Source organism: Agrobacterium sp. 22-226-1 (genome assembly GCF_053522345.1).
In genome coordinates this window covers 1-19,898 of record NZ_JBNWCP010000021.1, presented here as the reverse complement: position 1 = coordinate 19,898, position 19,898 = coordinate 1, and the positions used below count along the sequence as shown (strand labels likewise).

The window sequence follows — 19,898 nt, the reverse complement described above, 5'->3', positions numbered from 1 at the left end:
CGTCACCCATCCGGAAAACGCCGCATCATCGCCTCCATCGCCTGACGGTCGGGGCCGAGGAGAACGGCGTTGCCGCCCGTCATCGCGAAGAATTCCCGCGGGGTCAGCCGCCAGAAGGTTTCTGAGGAGAGCCGCAGCAGGCAGAAGCCGGCATGGATCGCCGCCTCCCAGGGGAACGGGCGCGGCGTCGCTTCGCCTGCTGCGGCGCTCAAGGGTCCGGTGGTGTCTCGCCTTTCAGGCCGCCGAAGGTCGCGGTCAGAAGATCGGCGACGATGGCGGCATGGCCGGCAATGCCGCCTTCCACCGTGGCGGCGGCCACATCCTCATCGGAAAAGACATTACCCGCACCGCGCAGGCCCGCGCCGATCACCCTTACCATGTCGACCGCCTTCATGCGGCCGCTCGCGAAACGTTCGGCGAGCGCGGTGAGGTCGTCGGCTGCAAAGGCGGTTTCGAGTTCGGCCAAGGCCCCGAGCGTCAGGCAGAGAACGCGCCTTTCGCCGTCGATCAGCGCCTCGATCTCGCCGCGATGGCGGTTCGCCCGCCCGTAACGCAGACGCTCAGCCATCACAGCGCTCCGAATGTGAGAAGACCGGCCGATTCCAGCGCGATCTCGAATTGCACCTCGCCATCGTGACGGCCGGAATATTCGAGCGCCACGATCTGGAACGGCCCGGTAACGATGCCGAAACCGGGAATGACGATCTGCCAGCCGGGAATGCTGCCCGCAAAAAATGCGCCGCGCACCAGCGCATCGCTCGCCTGATCCTTGAAGATGCCGGAGGCCGTGAGCGATGCCCGCTGCACGCCGACGCCGGCAAGAAGCTCCCGCCAGCGCCCCGCACTTTCGGCATCTGTCACATCGACCGCCTGGGCATTGAAGGCCAGCCGCTTTGTCCTCAGCCCCGCGACGGTTGCGTAGGAACCGGCATTGTCGATCTTCAGCAGCAGGTCCTTGCCCTTCTGCGCCACCATGTTGTTTCCTTTCGTCTCGATTGCTGTTGCGGGGCTGCGAAGGGCCTGCTACCAAAAGCATTCCTGCACCTCGCACCCCGCGATCTCACCATGTCCGACGCTACCCCCCTGACGTCTCGCGCGCGCCTTATCGGCGTGCTTGCGGTCGGGCAGATCGTGAGTTGGGGTAGCGGTTTCGATATGCTGGCCGTCCTCGGGCCACGGATCGGCAAGGAACTGGCCATCACCAACGGCGTGGTTTTCGCCGGCCTCACGATCATGATGACCATCAGCGCCCTGTGCGGCCCGCTGCTTGGAAGAATGCTGATGCGCCACGGCGCGGCGCCGATGCTGGCGGCCGGTTCGGTATTCTTCGCGGCCGGCTTTGCCATGCTCGCCTTTGCGGGCGGGGCGATGAGCTATCTCTTCGGCTGGGCCGTGATGGGTTTTGCCGCCACCTGCGGCCTGACGACGGCGGCCCATGCGGCCGTGGTGGAACGTGTGGGCGCGGAAAGCGGCCGGCTGCTGACGCTGCTGATGCTGTTCACCGGGCTTTCGGCGGCGGTTTTCCTGCCGGTCACCACCATTGCCGATCAGCATCTCGGCTGGCGCGGCACGCTTGCCGCCTATGCCTGTCTGCAAATCTTCATCCTGCTGCCGCTCTATCTTTTCGTGCTTCCCGGCCGGCCGGCCCGAAAAGAGGCAAAGCCGAAAGAAGAGACGGCGATGTCGCCCTCACCGGTCGATACGCGGCGCGCCTTCGTGCTGCTGGCCGCCATGACGACGATCAGCGCGTTTACGACCTTCGGCCTCTCACCGCTCCTGCCGCTGCTTCTGGTTCAGGCCGGCGCGACGCAATCGCTTGCGGTGCAACTGGCATCGGCACGCAGCGTCCTTGCGATTACGGCGCGCGGGCTGGATTTCCTGCTCGGGAAGCGCGGGAATCCCTTCCTCACCGCCATGATCGGCTTCTGTCTGCTGCTCTTTTCCCTGCTGCTGTTGCTCGTTTTTGCTCCGGCCATGCCTGCCTTCATCGGTTTCATCGTTTTCTTCGGCTTTGGCGCCGGCGTGCTCACCGTCAGCCGGGCCGTGTTGCCGCTGGCTGTGTTTTCGCCGGAAGAATATGGGCTTCAGGCCGCGCGCATCTCCCTGCCGCAGAACCTCGCCATTGCCGTGGCGCCGGTCATTTTCACCCTGGCGCTGGATCGCGGCGGCGTATCCGCCATGCTCACCATCGCCTCCGTGCTGATCGGCATTTCGTTTCTGCTGCTGATCGTTCTGTGGAAAACCGTGCGCAGGCAGGGCTCCTGAAACGGCGCTACTCCGTCACCGCCCTGAAACGCATCTCCGCGATGAAATTCCGTGTCTTCGCCTCGCGCCGCGAGCGGCTGGAAAGAAGATGCAGATTGACGAGAGAGACGCCGGCAATCGGCAGCGCGGCATCATCGAGCAGGATCTTCACCCGGTCGACGATTTCGCCGGCGCCCCTGCGGCCATTGGCATCGCTCCATATCTGCAGCGACAGGAAATGCTCCTCGGCTCTTTCCGTCGCCGTCGAATAGTCCCGGCTTTCGAGATCATCGATAACGATGCACGGCAGAAGCGCGCGCGGCAGAAGCCGGTCGACGATGCCGCCGGGGATAAGCGCCGTTAGCGCCGCATCGCTGCCGAGCCTTGCGAAAATTGCCTGCAGAAGCAGATTTGCGGCGCTCATCGGCTCTCCTCCTCGCAGCGGCAGACGATGAAGCGACGCGTCTCATCCGGGTCCATCACCGCCCGGATCGCCAGAATGCGGCGGCCCTTGCGAAAGCGCATGCCGGCGGCGATGTCGCCGCGGTAAGCCAGCCAGACGCGATGGGTGATCGTCACGCCCTCGGCCGAGGCGCGTTCATGCGACGCCTCCGAAACGGGTTCGATCGCAGCCCAGAGCGACCGCAGGAAATTCCAGCTTTCGGCAGCACCGCCCTGCCCGTCCGACGTTTCGGTCCGCACGTCCAGTTCCAGCCGCGCCGTCAACTTGCCGGGATCGAGAAAAACAAGGTTCATCTCTCAAAGCCCCAGACGGCAGAAGGGCGCCACCAGCCGCTCGTAACCTGCGGGAATGGCGGCGGGCTGGTTTTCCGGGGCGACCGCGCCGCGAAAGGCGAACATCTGCGCCACATGCATCAGCATGGCGCGTTTCAGCGTGTCGGGCACATCCGTTCCCGCTTCGCCGTAGCCGGCAATGAAATCGATCTCGATGCCGTTCATCGCCCGTCCAGGGCCCGGCGGATCGCGCAGCCACAGCCTTGCGGGACGCGCCGCGCCATCGAGCAATTTTTCCCCGGCGGTGATATCCGCCGAGCGCCCCTCACCGTCAAAAACCAGTATAGTTTCGATGGCTTGCACCGGTGTCCTGGCAATCGGAATCACGCCGTTCTCAGGCCACCGGTCGAGATAAAGCCGCCAGGTCTGACGGATGAGGCAAAGCCCGGTCGTACGTTCCAGATGCTCGCGGGCGGTGCGGATGAGCGCGGCAAGAAGCGCGTCCTCATCGCCGCCATCAAGTCGCAGATGCGCCTTCACCTCGGCAAGCGTCAGCGGCTCCGCCTGCGGCGGATGAATGAGGGCATAGGTCATGGGGTCTCCGGAAGAAAGGTAGTCGCATTAGCGAGCGGGCGCCGCTTGTTTCTTCTCCCCGAGGGGGAGAAGTCCGCGGCAACGGGATAAGGGGCAAGGGTAGATGTGTTCGGAGAGCTTGCCCCCTCATCTGCCCCTTCGGGGCATCTTCTCCCCGACGGGGAGAAGAAAGGGCCGCAAGGTCTGCGGTCAATTCACCCCAAATTTCACCAGCTTGATCGCCTCGAAATTCTGCACGCCGCCGCCCACGCGTTTGGTGGTGTAGAACAGCACGTAGGGTTTGGCCGAATAGGGATCGCGCAGGATGCGCACCCCGGTACGGTCGACGACGAGGTAACCGGCGCGGAAATCGCCAAAGGCGATGGCGAAGCTGTTGGCCGCCACATTCGGCATGTCCTCCGCCTCCGTCACCGGAAATCCCATCAGCGAGGCCGGCTGGCCGGCGGCGGCGGGCGGGTGCCACAGATAGGCGCCGCTGGTATCCTTGAAGCGGCGCAGCGCCCCTTGCGTCTTGCGGTTCATCAGGAAGGTTCCGTTCTGGCGGTGGCCGGCCTTCAGCGCATAAACGGCATCGAGCAGTACATCCATCGGCCCGGCCGAAGCGAAACCGGCCGAAACGCCAGTCGCGACATAACCGATATTGCCCCAGCTCCAGCCATCATTGGCGACGGCGGCATAGGAGAGGAAACCCCTGGGTTTGTTGACGCCATCGCCGGCGATGAAGGCGGCGGCCTCCTGTTCGGCAAAGGCAATGTCCACTTCGGAGGCGATCCAGGCTTCGATATCGACTGCCGCATCATCCAGCAGGCCCTGTGTCGCCGCCGGCATGGCGTAAAGCTCCATGGTCGGGAAGGAAAGCTCGGCGAGCTGCGGCGTTGCCGTTTGCGGACGCGCCGCCGTTTCGGAAACCCAGCCGGTCGTCATGCCGCCGGGCGAGAAGGGCTTCTTCAGCACGGCGGCGGAAACCTGCCGCACGGTCGCCAGCGCACGGATCGGCGAAATCGCCGTCATGCGCCGGCCGATCTCGCCATCCGTCTCGTTCGGCAGCAGAAAACCGCCATCGGCCCCGGTCGAACCGGCAAAGGCCTTGGCCTCCAGATCGCGCAGCGCGCCCTCCTCGCCGCGACGGATATAGGCCTCGAAAGCGGCCTTGTGCTCTTCGGCATCCTGGGAAAGCGCGTCCTTGCGGCCAAGCGCGGGGCGCGCTTTCTTGAGCGCCAGATCGTCCATGATCCGGCGGTTGTCGTCGAGCGCCCTGTCGATGCGGTCGAGCTTGTCGCGGGTCACGACATCAGAGCCCATCTTGCGCTCGATATCGGCAAGCCGCTGGTCGTTGGTCTCGCGAAAGGCGTCGAAGGCCTCCATGAACTCATCGAAGGCGGCCGTCATCGTATCGGGCACGGCCTTCACCTGCGGCGCGACGGTCATCGGGGCCGGTTTCGTCATCTGGTCTGTCATGTCGTTTCCTTGTTGGTGATTGTCCGGAAGTCAGCGTTTGGGTGTCGTGTCGAACAGCGCGCGGGCGGCGCGGCGCATGGTGCGCACCAGCTCGGTCTCGCGGTCGCGGAAGAAGCGGGCATGCTTGACATCGGAAACGCGCGCCGAAGGCAGCATCGGGAAGGTCACGACCGAGATTTCCCAGAGGTCGGCCTCCAGGATGCGCCGGACCCCCTGGCTCGCCGCCTTGCCGGAACGCACCGTTCGGAATCCGATGGACAGCCCGTCCAGCGCCCCGGTCTTCATCAGCGAATGCACCTCGCGGGAGCGGGCGACGCCGGGGGCGAGAACGCCCTCGACATAAAGGCCGCGCTCGTCCTCGCGGATGGTGCGCCAGGCGCCGATGGGCTCGGCCGGATCGTGCTGGTAGAGCATGCGGATGCCGGCTGCGCCCCGCTCCTCGATGGAGCGGCGGAAAGCGCCGCGCTCGATGACATCCTGACCGAGATCGACCTCGCCGAAAACGCTGGCATAACCGGAAAAGGTGCCGTCGCTGGCAATGCCGCGCAGTTCCAGATTGGCGAATTTGCGCGTGGCGGGACGCGGCCCGCGATAAACGTGCATGGAAAACTCCTGCGATGTGAAGGAAGTGTCAGGCGCGCGGGCGCGCACCGTAACGGTCGGCGATGCGCACCAGCACGCCCAGCCCCCACCACGCGCCCATGCTGGCGGCGGCGGAACCCGCCACCATGATTTCCCGGCCCGAAAGCGCGCCGGCGATATCGAGCTGCTGCACGATCCACAGGCCGATAGGCCCGCCGAAGATCATGCCGCAGGAAACGCCGGTGATGAAACGGCTCGCGGCCTCGCGTTTGCTTTTCGGCAGGAGATAAACGAGCGATACACCCGCGCCCGCCACGGCGCCGGTGATGCGGGCGGCCCAGATGCCGGCCTCATTGGCGAATTCAGACATGGGTAATCATTCCGTTCTAGGATGTGGTTATCGGGCGGACGCGCCGCGTCGCACGCAGGCGCTTTTTACGCGCCTGCGCCGGGTGATTTTGCGAATCTTCGGAATCGCTTGGGCGGAAGAGCTCACAGGGAGATTCCGCTTCTTCAGAAAATGATTGAACGGGAAACCGGGGTTTCGATCCCGCCGGGGCGGCGATCAATAACCGACGGCTTCGCGCTTTTCCTCGTCGCTCAGGAACGAGGCCGCGCCGATGCGTGCCCAGAGCGCATCCCGCTCGCCGGCAAGCCCGGCGATCCGGTCGAGATCGGGTTCGAGCCTCAGCCCAGAGCCGAAGACCGGAGAAAGCCAGCCGCAGAGCCTCGCCGCCGTGCGATAAACGAGCGGCAGGACGGTCAGGCGATAAAAGGCGCGGTTCGCCTCCTGGTAGTTAGCATAGGTATTGTCGCCGGGAATGCCGATCAGCATCGGCGGCACCCCGAGCGAAAGCGCGATATCGCGCGCCGCCCCATTGCGGGCCTCGAGAAAATCCATGTCGCGCGGCGAAAGACCCATGGCCTTCCAGTCGAGCCCGCCTTCCAGCAGCAAAGGCCGGCCGGCATTCATCGCCCCCTGATAGCCTTCCTCCAACTCACGCTTCAACCGCTCATATTGTTCGGTGGAGAGATTGCCGCCCTCCTTCGGCTGGTAGACCAGCGCGCCGGAGGGCCGGGCGGAATTGTCGAGCAGGCGCTTGTTCCACTGGCTGGCGGCATTGTGCAGATCGAGCGCGGCCCCTGCGGAGGCGAGCGGCGCAAAACCCGCCCGGTCATCCAGCGGATGGAAAAGTTTCAAATGTAGCAGCCCCAGCCCGTCGCGCTCGGCGGCGATGCGCCGGGAGGCGCGGCCCTCGGCGCGGTAATCATAGGCCACCGGCCAGCCATCCGGCCCTTCGACGATGCTGACCCGGTCGGGCCGCAGAAGATGCAGCTCGCGCAGCCGCCCGCCCACCATCAGCGGCTCGATATAGGCATTTCCGGCGAGCATGAGGTGACCATAAAGCGCCTCGAAGAAATCCGGCCCGCCCATATGGGCGCCCGGTTTTAAAAGCAGTGCCAGGAGCGGATGATCGGCGAGTTCCTCTTCGCCATCATAAAGCAGCCAGCTGACGGAAGCCGAGGTCTCCGCCACCATGCGGGCGGCCCGGTGCGCCACCGGGTTCTTCATGAAGCCCTCACGGGCAAGTGCGGCATAGGACCGGCCCGACCAGAAAGCCTGTCCGCCCTGCACGGCAACCGCCATGAAGCCATCGGCCATTTTCCGGCTTTCAGGCACGGCTCTGCCATCCGCCGGGCGCAGCCACGGCAGGGAAAAGGGAAATCGCATGGAGTTGTCCTTGTTTTGATGGCGGCTCAGGCCCCGATGCCCTCATCCCTGTGCCTGTCACAGGGATCCAGCCAGCCCAAGTCCTTGGGCTGAAAAGACTCTTCTCGCCGCGCAGACGCGCGTCTACTGGATTCCTGTGACGAGCACAGGAATGAGGGTACAGGGGCTTCAGCCCTACGACGAAGGAAAGGCTTCCCCCCGTTCTCAGCGGACTACGTGCGGATGCACGTCACTTTCGCAGCCGAAACCGGACGTTTACCGGATCGGCGCTTTCACCGCCGTATCGCTGTCGAAATCGGCGGCAACGCGGGTCTCGCGCAGCGGCTTTACCGTGCGGGTCGAAAGATCATAAGCGGGATCGGCCTTGTAAGCGGCGAGCGCCGCCTCGTTTTCGAACTCGCCATAGACGATGAAATCGACCGAATTGCCCCATTGGTCCTTCTTCACGTTCTCGCCGATTTCCAGCTTCAGCGAATGCGGTATCGCGGTGAGGCCGGAAAGCCCCCTGCGCACGGCGTCGCGGTTTTCCTCGGGAACGGTGAAAAAGACGATATGGCGGATCACGGTGTCACCTGTCATGCAGAATTCGGAGGCAGCCTTTTCGGCACCGGGTAACGGGTTATCATCTGGCCCGCCCGGGTTCAATCCGCGCCGCGACAAGCGCGTGATGAAATGCGCGTCCGTAACCGCCCACCAGCCGCGCCCGGTCGCTGCCATTGATGATGGCGCGGGCGCCATCCCAATCCTCGCGCCTGTCGCTGAAGAAATCGGAGAGCCTGCGGCCGGTAAAACCGCCGCCCGCCATGCCGTGGATCAGGATCGCGGTGGCCACCTCCGCCTCCATGGCCCGTTCCGGCCGTTCGAGGAGATCGACGCCGGTCAGCGCCGACATGGCCTCGTAATTGCGCCGATGCGTCAGTTGCACGAAACCGCGCCCCAGCCAGCTCTTACCCTCCGTATCCGGCCGCCAATAGGGCTTGCTTACCATGGGCAGCCTGCCCGCCGCAAAGGCGCGGTCGAGCCTTGCCATCGCCTCGGTATCGCTTGCCGCCAATGTCTCGCGCACGGGCTGCATGGTCGCCGCCGTCTCGTGAAAGGCCGTCGCCAGCATATAGGCGAGCCAGCGCGGATCGCCGCCCGGCATCGACTTTTCAAATCCTCCCAGCATCGTTTTCGTGCCGGCAAGCTGGGCCGCGCGCAGGCGACCGCCGAAAATGGAAATCCGCGCCGACGCGAAGAATCGCGCCTCGTCATAGGCCATGATGGCTCCTGAAAATGATGGGCGATGCGACGCCCGGTTTTTCCACATGCAGGCGGCCGGAACTAAATCGATTTGAAAAAACCTTAATCGATTTTAATCCGCGCCCCGGGGTTTTGGGGTAAAAAATTCCTTGAATTTCGGAACCTTAGCGCGCTAACTCCATTCACCGCGCAATCCCGCAGCGTTAACCATTCAAGGAGGAATGCCACCATGACAGCGACAATCCCCCAGACCGTTTATGACCGTCTCGAAAACGAGTGGCGCCAGATGCGTGAAACCGGCTCCCAGCCGAAACCGGCGCAATCCCCGAAGAAATAATATCCGTCAGACGCCCGAAAATGGGCGTTGACGATGCCTCACTTTTCTTCTCCCCGGCGGGGAGAAGAAACCGGGGGCATCCGCTCGACGGGTAATTGGCTCTCCTTCGCGGGAGCCAATAATCAGCCAACTCACATCCCCCGCACTTTCGGTTCACTCACCACCATCGTCGTCAGCGCCGTGATCGCCCAGACGAGCGCATCCAGCCTGTCCGGCGAACGCCCGGAGGATAGGCCGTCAGGCCCGAAATCCGTCATCTGGTCTTCCAGCTTTTTAAACCGCGCGGCGTGGCGCACCCTGCCCTGTTCGTAGAGTGCGGCAACCGGCTCGGCGCGGGTGAATTTGCCGCGGCTTGCCCGCACCAGTGTCAGCGGCAGGTTGGCGTCGATGCTCTGCAGCATGGCGCGCACCATCTCTCCGCCCTGATTGACCTCGGCCACCACCCGGTCAGCCTCGTGGCGGCGAAAGGCGGCGACCACGGCGCGTGCCCAGCCGGCCGGCGTTTCGCCTTCCACCGAACAATCCGCCAGCACGTTAAGCCGCCCGGACATGCCGAGCCCCGCCACGACAATGCCGCAGCAGGAATGTTCACCAACGCCGGCGGGCGGGTCTACCGCCACCACGATGCGCGCCAGCGGCTCATGCGCCGCTTCTATGATCGCTTCCAGATCGGCGCGTTTCCACAGCGCGCCTTCGCGCTCGTCGATCAATTCACCGCCGATTTCCTGACGCCCCAGCCGCGTGCCGCCGTAACGGTCCTGCATGGCTTTGAGAAAACCGGGCGAGAGATTGCGCGCATTCATGGCCGTCGGCATCCGCGCCACCCGCGTCGAGGGATCGGCGAGAAGCGCCTTTAAAAGCGGAATGGGCCGTGGCGTGGTGGTCACCAGTTGCCGGGGCGTTTCACCCAGACGCAGGCCGAATTGCAGCATGTCCCAGGTTTCCTGCGGATATTTCCATTTGCCCAGCTCATCCGCCCAGGCCATGTGGAATTGCGGGCCACGCAGGCTTTCCGGGTCTTCCGAAGAAAACACCTGCGCCATCGCGCCATTCGGCCAGAGGAGCCGCCGGCGCGATACCTCGAAGGCGGGACGATGGCGGCGGGCGATGCGGCAGATGCCGGAAATGCCGTCGATCATCACCTCGCGGGCGTCGCCCAGCGTTTCTGCCACGAGCGCGATGCGCAAATCCGACTGCTTGCCGGCAGACGCGACACGATGCACCCATTCCGCCCCGGCCCGCGTCTTGCCGGAACCGCGCCCGCCGATCAGCAGCCATGTCCGCCAGTCGCCCTCTGGCGGTTGCTGCGGCAGGTTGCCGATGAAACGCCAGTCGCGCAGGAGGTTGAAGACCTGCGCCGGGAGATGGGGTCCGGTCGACATATCCGTCATGTGTCGGCTTCTGTGGAGGGGCTGCGGGCCGGATCGGCCTCCATCTTCGCGCGGCATTTCTGTTCAGCCAGTTCGTCGATGCGGTTGAGGAAATGCGCCACCGCCGCTTCGTAATCCCCGGCCTCGGTTTCGTCTTCGCTGAAAAGAGCTTCCCTTTCTTCCGCCAGCACCCGTTGCAGGGCGTCGATCCGCTCCAGCGTGCGCACGATCAGCGAAAGCTGGTCCGTCGCAGCCTTCACATCGGCACGCGCCAGCTTGCCCGAAGCGTCCTCCGCCGTCGCCAGAAAGGCGGCTTCGCTCGCCTGGCGGAGATTGCGGTACAGGCAGAACTGCTCGCGCATCTCCTCCGTCAGCTCGTTCAGCAATTGCCGCAGGCTGCCATTGCGCGCCGCATCTTCGGCAGCCAGCCTGTCGGCCCGCGACTTCGTCTCCGGCGCGGCTTCCGGCATGTCCTCAGCCGCATAGGCGGGCGTTTCCGGCCAGACGCCGTAGAGCGCCGGATCGCAATTGCTGGACATTGTCATGGGATTGGCCTGCGAGAGAAGGATCAGTCAATGAGGAGCGCGAGCAAGGTGTAAAACACCTTGTCAGCCGCAAATCTCCGACCGTAGCCAAACACTATCAAACCACCGTCACGCTGTAAAGGATTATTTTCCTATTTTCATGACTTTTATCCTGCCCGCAGGATTTGCACCCTCGTCCGTCACATATTACACTCAGCATCAGGCGGTGAGCACAAGGGGCGAGTCAAGTTGGTGAAACAATGGGTTGAGCGGTTGTTTGCAGGTCTTTCGGCAACCGGCATCGTCTTCGGCACTATCCTGTTCTGCGCTTCGCTCACGCCCTCGCTCCTGCCGCGTACCTGGCTGATGCAGGGGGTGCTATGCGGCTTTTCTTTCGCCATCGGTTATCTGATCGGTGTCGCTTTGCACGCCATCTGGGCCTATCTGGAGCTGCCCGAACCCTCCCGCCACAACGCGCGCGGCGTTCGTTTTCTCATCGCGCTCGCCGCCGCCATCACGGCCATCGCGTTTTTATGGCAGGCGAAGGACTGGCAGAATTCCATCCGCGTTTTGATGGAGCTCGATCCGCTGCCCAGCGCCCACCCCACCAAGACCGGCGGCCTTGCGGTGCTGGTCGCCGCCATCCTCATCGGCGCCGGCCGGCTGTTCCAGCTTATCCGCCGGTTCTTTGCCGCGCGCAGCCGCCATTTCCTGCCGCGCCGCCTTGCCAATGTGCTTGGCATCGCGGTGGCAATCATCCTGTCATGGATGCTGCTCAATGGGCTTATCTTCGATATCGGCCTCAGATTTGCCGATTCCTCGCTGAAACAGGTGGATGCGCTGATCGAACCCGATGTCCCGCGCCCGTCAGATGCGCTCAAGACCGGCAGCAGCGCCTCGCTGATGACATGGGAATCGCTCGGCCGACGCGGGCGTGAATTCGTCGCCGAAGGCCCGGCGGCCACAGAGATATCCGCCTTCACCCATCGCTCGGCAAAGGAGCCGCTCAGGGTCTATGCGGGCCTCAACTCGGCGTCAACGCCGGAAGAAAGAGCGGCCTTGGCGCTGGAGGAGCTGAAACGGGTCGGCGGTTTCGAGCGCAAGGTGCTTCTGGTGGTCATTCCCACCGGCACCGGCTGGATCGACCCGGAAGCGCTCGATACGGTCGAATATCTGCATGACGGCGATATCGCCAGCGTCGCCGTGCAATATTCCTATCTCTCGAGCTGGATCGCGCTGCTAACGGAGCCGGATTACGGTGTCGAGACGGCACGCGCCCTGTTCGAGGCCGTCTACGGTTACTGGACCACGCTGCCGAAGGAAACGCGGCCGAAGCTTTACCTGCATGGCCTCAGCCTCGGTTCACTCAACTCACAGAAATCCTCGGATCTCTACGATGTGCTCTCCGATCCGTTCCAGGGTGCGCTGTGGAGCGGTCCGCCCTTTTCCAGCCCGACATGGCGCATGGCCACCAATGGCCGGGTGAAGGGCACGCCGGAATGGCTGCCGCGCTTCCGCGATTCCTCCGTCATCCGCTTCGCCAACCAGTATACGACCGCGCATATGCCCGATGCGAAATGGGGGCCGATGCGGATCGTCTATCTGCAATATGCCAGCGACCCGATCACCTTCTTCGAGGCCGCCTCGCTTTACCGGCGGCCGCAATGGATGGCGCATCACGGGCCTGACGTTTCGACATCCTTCCGCTGGTTCCCGGTCGTCACCCTGCTGCAGCTCGGCCTCGATGTCGCCGCCGCCACCACCGCGCCCATCGGTTATGGCCATGTCTATGCGCCGGAACATTATATCGATGCATGGACGGAAGTAACTGCGCCAAGCGGCTGGAACCCCGAGGAGATCCAGCGGCTGAAGATGTTCTTCAAGGCCCGCCGCGGCTCCACCGATCCGGCGTGAGCGCGGCAGGCTCGCCTGGAGCCTCAGCCCTTCAGCCGGTCCAGATTGTCGGCCATATAGGTCTCCAGTGAACGCGGCGCATGGCCGGTCAGCGTTTCGACATCGCCGGTCACCAGTGCTGTCCAGCCTTCGCGCACGGGATAGAAGATCGAGGCGAGGAACGAGGCATAGTCCTGCGGCACGCCCGCACCGGTGAGAATGCCGATGAAGACCTCATCCGAAACGGCGGCGTAAGAAACCGGCTTGCCGATCGCCTGCGATATCAGCGCGGCCGCTTCGCCGTAACCTAGGGCTTTCGGACCCGTCAGATTGAAAGCCTTGCCATTAAAGGCGTCAGAGGTCAGGGCGGCGGCAGCGCTGTCGGCGATGTCGCGCACGTCGATAAAGCTCGACTTGCCCTCGCCGGCCGGCACGGCGATCTGGCCGTGTTCGATGCCCGCCTTCCAGTAGCTGTGGAAATTATCGGCAAACCAGTTGGGGCGCAGGATGACGTAAGGCGTACCCGAAGCGATGATCTTCAGCTCGATCTGGCGATAGGGAATGGAATCGTCGGCATCGACGCCAAGGACGCTGAGGAACACGATCTTCACCTTGCGGCGCGAGGCCTCCTCGACAACAGGGATCAGCGCGTCGATGGCATCCAGACGCCCACCCGCCAGGATGAGGAACAGACGGTCAACACCATCGAAGGCATCCGCATAGGTCGATGCGTCGGTATAATCGAAACGCACCCCTTCCGCGCCGTCCGTGGCCTTGCCGCTGCGGGAGGCGGCCTTCACGCTTTCGCCCTTCGAAAGCAGCGTTTTCACCAGCGGCGTGCCGATGGTGCCGGTGGAACCGATTACGAGTATCTTGCCTGTCATCTCAAATCTCCGTAGTATCTAATGGAAACCATGTTTCAAAAACACAGGTACTGCGTTTGCGAAATCATGAAAAGAGAGCACTTTTCGGTTATCTGGTTTCCTTTCGGAAACCGGCATGGCCCTGAAACGACGGAACAAACCCATGGAACGCATCTATGACGTCTATGAAGACCGCTGCCCCACCCGCATGGTGCTGGACAGGATTGCCGACAAATGGGCGCTGCTGATCCTCGACCGGTTGCGGGTGGAAGCGGTGCGCTTCAACCTGCTGCGCCGGGAGATCAAGGGCATTTCGCAAAAAGTCCTGTCGCAGACGCTGAAGAAGCTCGAGCGCGACGGGCTGATTTCGAGGCAGGTGTTCCCGACCGTGCCGGTGACGGTCGAATATTCGCTGACGCCGCTGGGGCGGACGCTGACCGACACGGTGGCGGCGCTTGCCCATTGGGCGGAGGGAAATATCGACGCGGTGATGGCGGCGCAGAGGGCTTATGATGAGCGGGCGGTGGTTTAGGGTAAGCTCACCGTCTTTAACACCTCCCTCATTCCTGTGCTTGTCACAGGAATCCAGCCGACGCGCGTCTGCGCGGCGGAAAGACTCCTCTCAGCCCAAGGACTTGGGCTGGCTGGATCCCTGTGACAAGCACAGGGATGAGGGAAGAAGAGAGTATCACGCGCACCCACCGGCCTTTGCGCCCACCGCACGCCCCAAGTCCCCTACCGCGAAATCCGCGTCGACAGAATGATCGACGACAGCGTGCGCTCCACGCCGTCAAGCGCGCCGATGCGGTCGATCAACCGGTCGAGATCGAGGATCGAAGGCGCGGCCAGAATGGCGATGAGGTCGAAGGTGCCGCTCACCGAATGCAGCGTCGTCACCTCCTTGATGGCGGCGAGCGCCGCCGTCACGCCGGGCAGCGCCTTCGGCCCGATGGTGATCAGCACATGGGCGCGCACCAGCCCGGAAAGATAGCTTTCCGAAAGCCTGAGGCCATAACCCGCGATCACGCCGTCCGCTTCCAGCCGCTCGATTCGGGCCTGCACCGTGGTGCGCGAAAGGCCGAGCTTGCGCGCCAGTTCCGCCACCGGCATGCGGGCATTTTCGGAAAGCAGGGCAAGCAGCGCCCGGTCCTTGTCGGCAATCGTCATAGTGACCAATCCTATCGTCTTATTGCCTAATATTAACCCGCTATCCGCACATAGTGAAGCTGCGAATCGTCAATAAAAACTGGCATTCTGTTTTTGAAGCGCATCCGCGCTGACACATTTGCATTCACTGCGGGGAACAAAAACATGAAAAACATTGTCGTCATCGGCGCGGGCAATATCGGTTCGGCCATCGCCTGGATGCTGGCGGCCACCGGCGATTATCGCATCACCGTCGCAGACCGTTCGGCCGATCAGCTGGCCAATGTGCCGGCGCATGAACGGGTCGATACCGAAATCGTCGACATCACCGACCGTCCCGCTCTGGAAGCACTGCTGAAAGGCAAATTCGCCGTGCTTTCCGCCGCCCCCTTCCACCTGACGGCGGGCATTGCCGAAGCGGCCGTTACCGTCGGCACGCATTATCTCGATCTGACCGAAGACGTCGAATCCACCCGCAAGGTCAAGGCTTTGGCGGAAACGGCCGAGACGGCGCTCATCCCGCAATGCGGCCTCGCCCCCGGCTTCATCTCCATCGTCGCTGCCGATCTTGCCGCCAAGTTCGACAAGCTGGACAGCGTGCGCATGCGCGTCGGCGCTCTACCGCAATATCCGTCCAATGCGCTCAACTACAACCTTACCTGGAGCACGGACGGGCTGATCAACGAATATATCGAGCCCTGCGAAGCGATCGTTGAAGGCCGCCTTACCGCCGTTCCGGCTCTGGAAGAGCGCGAGGAATTTTCGCTCGACGGCGTTACCTATGAGGCCTTCAACACGTCAGGCGGTCTCGGCACTTTGTGCGCCACGCTGGAAGGCAAGGTGCGGACGATGAATTACCGCACCATCCGTTATCCCGGCCATGTGGCGATCATGAAGGCGCTGTTGAACGATCTCAACCTGCGCAATCGCCGCGATGTGCTGAAAGACCTGTTCGAAAACGCCCTGCCCGGCACCATGCAGGATGTGGTCATCGTCTTCGTCACCGTCTGCGGCACCCGCAACGGCCGGTTCCTGCAGGAAACCTATGCCAACAAGGTCTATGCCGGCCCGGTTTCCGGCCGCATGATGAGCGCCATCCAGATCACCACCGCCGCCGGCATCTGCACGGTTCTCGATCTGCTCGCCGAAGGCGCCCTGCCGCAGAAGGGCTTCGTGCGCCAGGAGGAGGTGGCCCTGCCGAAGTTCCTCGAAAACCGGTTCGGCCACTATTATGGCGCACATGAGCCGCTGGCGCGGGTTGGGTGAGAGAACATCTCCTCCCATTCCTCCGTCATACCGGCCTCGAGCCGGTATCCAGCCAGCCCAAGTCCTTGGGCTGAAAAGGCTTCTCTCGCCGCGCAGGCGCGCGGCGGCTGGATGCCGAATCAAGTCCGGCATGACGGCGAGGATTGACGAACCCGTTACGTCCCGCAAAAGGTCCTGAACACCCGCTCATGGCTCATCGGCGGCTGCATATAGACGAAATTGTCCGGCCGCTCCTCAAAAGGCGTGGCGATTGCTCTCAGCATGGCGTGAAAGGGCTCGAAATCCCCCTCTTCCACCGCCGCTTCGATCAGTTCCTCGATGCGGTGGTTGCGCGGGATGATGGCGGGATTGACGGAGAGCATCGCCGCTGATCGTTCGGAATCAGAAATCCCCTCGCGACCGGCTCTTTCCCGCCAGCGCGCCAGAAATTCGTCCGCCCCCGCAATATCGATGAACATGCCGCGGAATGGCTCGGCGTCGCCATTGGCCGCATGGGAAAGACGCCGGAAGGTCAGCGTATAATCCGCTTCCGATGCCTGCATTAGCGCCAGCAGCGCCTGCACCAGATCCATATCGCCCTCTTCCTCGGTCGTCAGGCCAAGCTTTTCGCGCATGCCGGTAAGCCAGCGTTGGGGAAAGGCGGCGGCGAAATCGGCGAGAACGGCATTGGCGAGCTCGGCGGCTTTTTCCACTTGCGGATCGAGCAGCGGCAGCAGGCATTCCGCCAGCCTTGCGATGTTCCATTGCGCGATGCCCGGCTGGTTGTTGAAGGCATAACGGCCCTGCGCATCGATGGAGGAAAAGACCTTGTTCGGGTGATATTCGTCAAGGAAGGCGCAGGGGCCGAAATCGATGGTTTCGCCGGAGACCGCCATATTGTCAGTATTCATCACGCCATGGATGAAGCCCACCATCATCCAACGGGCGATGAGGTCGCATTGCCTCTCGGCGATGCCGCGCAGCAAGGCGAGGTAAGGATTATCAGCGCCTTTCGCCTCGGGATAATGACGGTCGATCACATAGTCCGCGAGGTTTCTGATCGCCTCGTCATCCTCGCGCGCCGCGAAGAACTGAAACGTGCCGACACGGATATGGCTTGCCGCCACGCGGGTGAAAACACCGCCCGGCAGACCGACTTCGCGCTGCACCCTTTCGCCGGAAAGGACAGCCGCCAGCGCCCGCGTGGCGGGGATGCCGAGCGCAAACATCGCCTCCGAGACGATATATTCGCGCAGCACCGGGCCAAGGGCCGCGCGCCCGTCGCCCCTGCGCGAAAACGGCGTCGGGCCGGAGCCCTTGAGCTGGATATCGCGGCGCTTGCCGTTCCTGTCGATCACCTCACCCAGCAGAATGGCGCGGCCATCGCCGAGCTGCGGCACGAAACCGCCGAACTGATGGCCGGCATAGGCCATGGCCAGCGGCTCGGCCCCCTGCGGCACGACATTGCCGGAAAAGATCGCCGCCAGCCTTTCATCGTCAAGGCCGGCCACATCGAGGAGGAGTTCATCAGCCAGCCCACGATTGAAGGCGATGAGCCGCGGCGCCTTCACCGGCGTCGGCAGCACGGCGGCGCTGAACCGTTCCGGCAGGCGGGCATAGGAATTGTCGAATTTCATCACGGGTAAACTCCCTGCTTTGCCCCTATATGGGGCCGGAAGGCCGCGGATGCGAGCGATAAATGCCGTACCGCCTCATCGCCTCATTCAATTTTGCGCAATGAACTTTCCCGCGCCATCATCGTTCCTATGCTTGACCCGCAGAATGCCGAAGGAAAGGAAAAGCAATGACCGTCGTTGAAGCCGTAGCCGAGCCGGAAAGCGCCATCCGCACCATTCATACCGATCTGCCCGTCAACGCCACCTTCCATGTCTGGCTGAAGGCGAAGAAAGACGCCGAGCCCGGTGCCGTCTCCTTTTCCAATCAGAATGGAAAATTCGCTGAGGTTTCAAGCGTCAACACGGAAGAGTTCGGTTTTCGAATCTATCAGGTTTTCGGCGGCGGCCATGTGGAGCTGAGTTACGACACGGTCACGACCGCAGTTTCCGTCATCTACTGGTTCACGGCGTCGGATGTGCTCGAAACCGGCATCACCGTCGTCCATACCAAGCCGGACAATGCCGCACCCGAACTTCCCGGCAGCTATCACTTCCGCCCGCCCTTCGGCTGGATGAACGACCCGAACGGTTTCGGTCGTTTCGAGGGGCGACCGCATCTGTTCTATCAGCATTATTCGCACGGGCTTCGTTGGAACACCATGCATTGGGGCCATGCCGTCTCGTCAGATTATCTGCGCTGGCGGCACCTGCCGATCTTCCTTTTCCCTTCCGAGGATCTGACGACGCGGCCGGACAAGCGCGGCGGCGCTTATTCCGGTTCCACAATTCCGCTGGTTGAAGGAACGGGCATCCGCGTCTTCTTCACCGAGCAGGTGCAGGATCGCATTCCCGAACAGCAGATACAGCTCACCGCCACCTCCTCCGATCTCATCATGGCCGGGCAGGCGGAGGTTATTCTCGGCACTCGTCCGGACGGACAGGGGCTGACGCCGGATTTCCGCGACCCCTATGTTTTCCGCGGCCCTGACGGCCTGTGGAAAATGGTGCTCGGCAGCCAGAGCGACGGCGGCGGCGTCATCCTGCTTTACGAGACGCTGGACCCCACCGCCGCATCGGGCTGGACCTATGTGGGCAAGCTGTGGGTGGAAACGCGTTATAAAACCACGGCCATCGAATGCCCATGCCTGCTGCCGCTCGATGGACCTGCCAATGCCCGCTCCACCCGCTGGGTGTTGATTTATGGGCTGATGCATTCGGAGGACCCGGAAACCGGCCGCAAGAACCTCACCATGGCCGATGTCGGCTGGTTCGACGGCAAGGTCTTCACCAAGGAATCCGGGCAGGAGCTGGATTTCGGCACCGACAATTACGCCTTCCAGGCCTTTCTGGATGGCGACAGCATTATCGGCATCGGCTGGCTGGCCAATTGGGCGGATGCCAATCCGGAGATCGATTTCCCCACCTCCATGACGCTGCCGCGCCGGATTCACTATGCAAACGGCGAGCTTCTGACCCCGCCCATAGGCGCGGCGGAAAGCCTGCGCAGCCACATTCTCGACCGCACGCGGCTGGCCGCCGGCGAACGCGTTACCTTCATCAATGGGGCGGTGGAAATATTGTTCGAGCTTGCCTCACCCGGCGCGCCCTTCGAACTGGTGCTCGATCATCCGGCGGTCAGGCTGGGCGTCGTTTCCGATGAAACGGGCCTGTGGATCCGCCACGAGGACGGGCGTGACGGCCCCTCGCCGCATTATATCGCCAAGGGAGCGAAGGCATCCCGCATCCGCATCTTTCTCGATTACGGCTCCATCGAAGTCTTCGCCAATCGCGGCCGATATGTGGGCACCAAGCGCCTCGAAGGTTTCGAACCGGTACGCTCGGCGCTGCTGAAGGCCGCCCCCGGCGCGGTGGTACATGCCACCAGCTGGGCGCTGAAACCGTGAGGAACTTTTTGGCGGATCGGGCGGTTGATAGACCGAAACCGCCCATTCCACGGATAAGGAGAAACGGCATGACCAAAATCCGCGACACCAGCGATCCGATCCTGTTTCCGACCGAAGCCAATGAAAACAAGGCCGAGAAAAAACGCGCCGGCAAGGGCATCGTCATCATCATCGGCGCAATCGCGATCATGGCCTTCGTCGTCTATCTGGCGGCGATCACCATCGCCACCACTCAGTCCTGACGGCGGCGGAAGAGCCGCCTTTCGCTTTGTCGCATTTCCGGACGGAAAACCGGGTTCCACTTTTCCTGGAAATGCTCTAGGCTGAATCGACATTCACCGCATCCATATGATGGCTGCGGCGATTTGTATGAAGCTTAGGAAGTGTGTTGCGCGCCTGTCAAATCGAGTTGC

23 protein-coding genes are annotated in these 19,898 nt (G+C 62.9%); 6 read left to right on the top strand and 17 right to left on the bottom strand.

Annotated elements, in window-relative coordinates; translation table 11 throughout:
* Positions 1-2: 2 nt before the first annotated feature.
* Genes ACQZ5K_RS24355 through ACQZ5K_RS24345 form a run of 3 tightly spaced genes read right to left on the bottom strand, consistent with a single transcriptional unit; the run spans position 3 to position 975 of the window.
* Positions 3-212, bottom strand: coding sequence for a rcc01693 family protein (locus ACQZ5K_RS24355; RefSeq protein WP_448741710.1), 210 nt, complete (start codon positions 210-212; stop codon positions 3-5).
* Entirely contained in the window at positions 209-568 is a 360-nt protein-coding gene (locus ACQZ5K_RS24350) for a gene transfer agent family protein (protein WP_137003136.1), read from the bottom strand. The genes ACQZ5K_RS24355 and ACQZ5K_RS24350 overlap by 4 nt, the downstream gene beginning before the upstream one ends.
* Positions 568-975: a phage major tail protein, TP901-1 family gene (locus tag ACQZ5K_RS24345; RefSeq protein ID WP_269830680.1), complete on the bottom strand. Its 408-nt coding sequence runs from the start codon at positions 973-975 to the stop codon at positions 568-570. The genes ACQZ5K_RS24350 and ACQZ5K_RS24345 overlap by 1 nt, the downstream gene beginning before the upstream one ends.
* A gap of 90 nt (positions 976-1,065) precedes the next feature.
* On the opposite strand from ACQZ5K_RS24345, the gene ACQZ5K_RS24340 reads away from it, so the two are divergent.
* Complete coding sequence (locus ACQZ5K_RS24340) at positions 1,066-2,265, top strand: MFS transporter (protein WP_448741709.1); 1,200 nt, start codon at positions 1,066-1,068, stop codon at positions 2,263-2,265.
* Positions 2,266-2,272: 7 nt separating this feature from the next.
* Here the strand turns inward: ACQZ5K_RS24340 and ACQZ5K_RS24335 are convergent, their stop codons facing one another.
* The 11 genes from ACQZ5K_RS24335 to ACQZ5K_RS24285 form a co-directional block, all read right to left on the bottom strand.
* Complete coding sequence (locus ACQZ5K_RS24335) at positions 2,273-2,668, bottom strand: DUF3168 domain-containing protein (RefSeq protein WP_338810175.1); 396 nt, start codon at positions 2,666-2,668, stop codon at positions 2,273-2,275.
* The gene (locus tag ACQZ5K_RS24330; protein WP_448741708.1) at positions 2,665-3,000 is read right to left on the bottom strand and encodes a phage head closure protein; all 336 of its coding nucleotides are present in this window, start codon (positions 2,998-3,000) and stop codon (positions 2,665-2,667) included. The genes ACQZ5K_RS24335 and ACQZ5K_RS24330 overlap by 4 nt, the downstream gene beginning before the upstream one ends.
* Before the next feature lie 3 nt (positions 3,001-3,003).
* Positions 3,004-3,573: a head-tail connector protein gene (locus ACQZ5K_RS24325; protein ID WP_448741707.1), complete on the bottom strand. Its 570-nt coding sequence runs from the start codon at positions 3,571-3,573 to the stop codon at positions 3,004-3,006.
* A gap of 189 nt (positions 3,574-3,762) precedes the next feature.
* Entirely contained in the window at positions 3,763-5,031 is a 1,269-nt protein-coding gene (locus tag ACQZ5K_RS24320) for a phage major capsid protein (RefSeq protein ID WP_448741706.1), read from the bottom strand.
* 30 nt (positions 5,032-5,061) lie between these two features.
* Positions 5,062-5,634, bottom strand: coding sequence for an HK97 family phage prohead protease (locus ACQZ5K_RS24315; RefSeq protein ID WP_080852454.1), 573 nt, complete (start codon positions 5,632-5,634; stop codon positions 5,062-5,064).
* A 28-nt stretch (positions 5,635-5,662) separates the two neighbouring features.
* Positions 5,663-5,983, bottom strand: coding sequence for a DUF6107 family protein (locus tag ACQZ5K_RS24310; protein ID WP_020808622.1), 321 nt, complete (start codon positions 5,981-5,983; stop codon positions 5,663-5,665).
* Between the two features lie 195 nt (positions 5,984-6,178).
* Positions 6,179-7,345 (bottom strand): phage portal protein, encoded by a 1,167-nt coding sequence (locus ACQZ5K_RS24305; RefSeq protein ID WP_078054266.1) that lies wholly within the window; start codon positions 7,343-7,345, stop codon positions 6,179-6,181.
* Between the two features lie 255 nt (positions 7,346-7,600).
* On the bottom strand, positions 7,601-7,909 hold the full coding sequence (locus tag ACQZ5K_RS24300; protein WP_003522330.1) for a Dabb family protein: 309 nt from the start codon (positions 7,907-7,909) through the stop codon (positions 7,601-7,603).
* 58 nt (positions 7,910-7,967) lie between these two features.
* A complete protein-coding gene (locus ACQZ5K_RS24295) occupies positions 7,968-8,606 on the bottom strand; it encodes a hypothetical protein (protein ID WP_448741705.1) in 639 nt (212 codons plus the stop codon).
* 449 nt (positions 8,607-9,055) lie between these two features.
* Positions 9,056-10,315 (bottom strand): DNA-packaging protein, encoded by a 1,260-nt coding sequence (locus tag ACQZ5K_RS24290; protein ID WP_448741704.1) that lies wholly within the window; start codon positions 10,313-10,315, stop codon positions 9,056-9,058.
* Positions 10,312-10,839, bottom strand: a complete 528-nt coding sequence (locus ACQZ5K_RS24285; RefSeq protein ID WP_448741703.1) for a hypothetical protein — start codon at positions 10,837-10,839, stop codon at positions 10,312-10,314. The genes ACQZ5K_RS24290 and ACQZ5K_RS24285 overlap by 4 nt, the downstream gene beginning before the upstream one ends.
* Positions 10,840-11,091: 252 nt before the next feature.
* On the opposite strand from ACQZ5K_RS24285, the gene ACQZ5K_RS24280 reads away from it, so the two are divergent.
* On the top strand, positions 11,092-12,732 hold the full coding sequence (locus tag ACQZ5K_RS24280; protein ID WP_448741734.1) for an alpha/beta hydrolase: 1,641 nt from the start codon (positions 11,092-11,094) through the stop codon (positions 12,730-12,732).
* A gap of 23 nt (positions 12,733-12,755) precedes the next feature.
* Here the strand turns inward: ACQZ5K_RS24280 and ACQZ5K_RS24275 are convergent, their stop codons facing one another.
* On the bottom strand, positions 12,756-13,595 hold the full coding sequence (locus tag ACQZ5K_RS24275; protein ID WP_448741702.1) for an SDR family oxidoreductase: 840 nt from the start codon (positions 13,593-13,595) through the stop codon (positions 12,756-12,758).
* Between the two features lie 142 nt (positions 13,596-13,737).
* Here ACQZ5K_RS24275 and ACQZ5K_RS24270 point away from each other — a divergent pair, with 142 nt between their 5' ends.
* Positions 13,738-14,106, top strand: coding sequence for a winged helix-turn-helix transcriptional regulator (locus ACQZ5K_RS24270; RefSeq protein ID WP_003509204.1), 369 nt, complete (start codon positions 13,738-13,740; stop codon positions 14,104-14,106).
* Between the two features lie 203 nt (positions 14,107-14,309).
* Here ACQZ5K_RS24270 and ACQZ5K_RS24265 read toward each other — a convergent pair whose 3' ends face one another.
* On the bottom strand, positions 14,310-14,741 hold the full coding sequence (locus ACQZ5K_RS24265) for an Lrp/AsnC family transcriptional regulator (RefSeq protein ID WP_003522324.1): 432 nt from the start codon (positions 14,739-14,741) through the stop codon (positions 14,310-14,312).
* A gap of 144 nt (positions 14,742-14,885) precedes the next feature.
* Here ACQZ5K_RS24265 and ACQZ5K_RS24260 point away from each other — a divergent pair, with 144 nt between their 5' ends.
* A complete protein-coding gene (locus ACQZ5K_RS24260; RefSeq protein ID WP_425647641.1) occupies positions 14,886-15,986 on the top strand; it encodes a saccharopine dehydrogenase family protein in 1,101 nt (366 codons plus the stop codon).
* Positions 15,987-16,141: 155 nt separating this feature from the next.
* Here the strand turns inward: ACQZ5K_RS24260 and ACQZ5K_RS24255 are convergent, their stop codons facing one another.
* Entirely contained in the window at positions 16,142-17,602 is a 1,461-nt protein-coding gene (locus tag ACQZ5K_RS24255; RefSeq protein WP_448741733.1) for a protein adenylyltransferase SelO, read from the bottom strand.
* A gap of 167 nt (positions 17,603-17,769) precedes the next feature.
* On the opposite strand from ACQZ5K_RS24255, the gene ACQZ5K_RS24250 reads away from it, so the two are divergent.
* Positions 17,770-19,485: a glycoside hydrolase family 32 protein gene (locus ACQZ5K_RS24250; RefSeq protein WP_448741701.1), complete on the top strand. Its 1,716-nt coding sequence runs from the start codon at positions 17,770-17,772 to the stop codon at positions 19,483-19,485.
* Positions 19,486-19,553: 68 nt separating this feature from the next.
* Positions 19,554-19,727: a hypothetical protein gene (locus tag ACQZ5K_RS24245; protein WP_080707308.1), complete on the top strand. Its 174-nt coding sequence runs from the start codon at positions 19,554-19,556 to the stop codon at positions 19,725-19,727.
* The last annotated feature ends 171 nt before the right edge of the window (positions 19,728-19,898 follow it).

Excerpts from the sequence above, each read along its gene's own strand:
- ACQZ5K_RS24325 (WP_448741707.1), bottom strand. The coding sequence starts at position 3,573 with ATGACCTATGCCCTCATTCATCCGCCGCAGGCGGAGCCGCTGACGCTT.
- ACQZ5K_RS24295 (WP_448741705.1), bottom strand. The coding sequence starts at position 8,606 with ATGGCCTATGACGAGGCGCGATTCTTCGCGTCGGCGCGGATTTCCATT.
- ACQZ5K_RS24290 (WP_448741704.1), bottom strand. The coding sequence starts at position 10,315 with ATGACGGATATGTCGACCGGACCCCATCTCCCGGCGCAGGTCTTCAAC.
- ACQZ5K_RS24345 (WP_269830680.1), bottom strand. The coding sequence starts at position 975 with ATGGTGGCGCAGAAGGGCAAGGACCTGCTGCTGAAGATCGACAATGCC.
- ACQZ5K_RS24250 (WP_448741701.1), top strand. The coding sequence starts at position 17,770 with ATGACCGTCGTTGAAGCCGTAGCCGAGCCGGAAAGCGCCATCCGCACC.
- ACQZ5K_RS24245 (WP_080707308.1), top strand. The coding sequence starts at position 19,554 with ATGACCAAAATCCGCGACACCAGCGATCCGATCCTGTTTCCGACCGAA.
- ACQZ5K_RS24320 (WP_448741706.1), bottom strand. The coding sequence starts at position 5,031 with ATGACAGACCAGATGACGAAACCGGCCCCGATGACCGTCGCGCCGCAG.
- ACQZ5K_RS24265 (WP_003522324.1), bottom strand. The coding sequence starts at position 14,741 with ATGACGATTGCCGACAAGGACCGGGCGCTGCTTGCCCTGCTTTCCGAA.
- ACQZ5K_RS24285 (WP_448741703.1), bottom strand. The coding sequence starts at position 10,839 with ATGACAATGTCCAGCAATTGCGATCCGGCGCTCTACGGCGTCTGGCCG.
- ACQZ5K_RS24330 (WP_448741708.1), bottom strand. The coding sequence starts at position 3,000 with ATGAACCTTGTTTTTCTCGATCCCGGCAAGTTGACGGCGCGGCTGGAA.
- ACQZ5K_RS24260 (WP_425647641.1), top strand. The coding sequence starts at position 14,886 with ATGAAAAACATTGTCGTCATCGGCGCGGGCAATATCGGTTCGGCCATC.
- ACQZ5K_RS24315 (WP_080852454.1), bottom strand. The coding sequence starts at position 5,634 with ATGCACGTTTATCGCGGGCCGCGTCCCGCCACGCGCAAATTCGCCAAT.
- ACQZ5K_RS24335 (WP_338810175.1), bottom strand. The coding sequence starts at position 2,668 with ATGAGCGCCGCAAATCTGCTTCTGCAGGCAATTTTCGCAAGGCTCGGC.
- ACQZ5K_RS24305 (WP_078054266.1), bottom strand. The coding sequence starts at position 7,345 with ATGCGATTTCCCTTTTCCCTGCCGTGGCTGCGCCCGGCGGATGGCAGA.
- ACQZ5K_RS24275 (WP_448741702.1), bottom strand. The coding sequence starts at position 13,595 with ATGACAGGCAAGATACTCGTAATCGGTTCCACCGGCACCATCGGCACG.
- ACQZ5K_RS24340 (WP_448741709.1), top strand. The coding sequence starts at position 1,066 with ATGTCCGACGCTACCCCCCTGACGTCTCGCGCGCGCCTTATCGGCGTG.
- ACQZ5K_RS24270 (WP_003509204.1), top strand. The coding sequence starts at position 13,738 with ATGGAACGCATCTATGACGTCTATGAAGACCGCTGCCCCACCCGCATG.
- ACQZ5K_RS24350 (WP_137003136.1), bottom strand. The coding sequence starts at position 568 with ATGGCTGAGCGTCTGCGTTACGGGCGGGCGAACCGCCATCGCGGCGAG.
- ACQZ5K_RS24310 (WP_020808622.1), bottom strand. The coding sequence starts at position 5,983 with ATGTCTGAATTCGCCAATGAGGCCGGCATCTGGGCCGCCCGCATCACC.
- ACQZ5K_RS24255 (WP_448741733.1), bottom strand. The coding sequence starts at position 17,602 with ATGAAATTCGACAATTCCTATGCCCGCCTGCCGGAACGGTTCAGCGCC.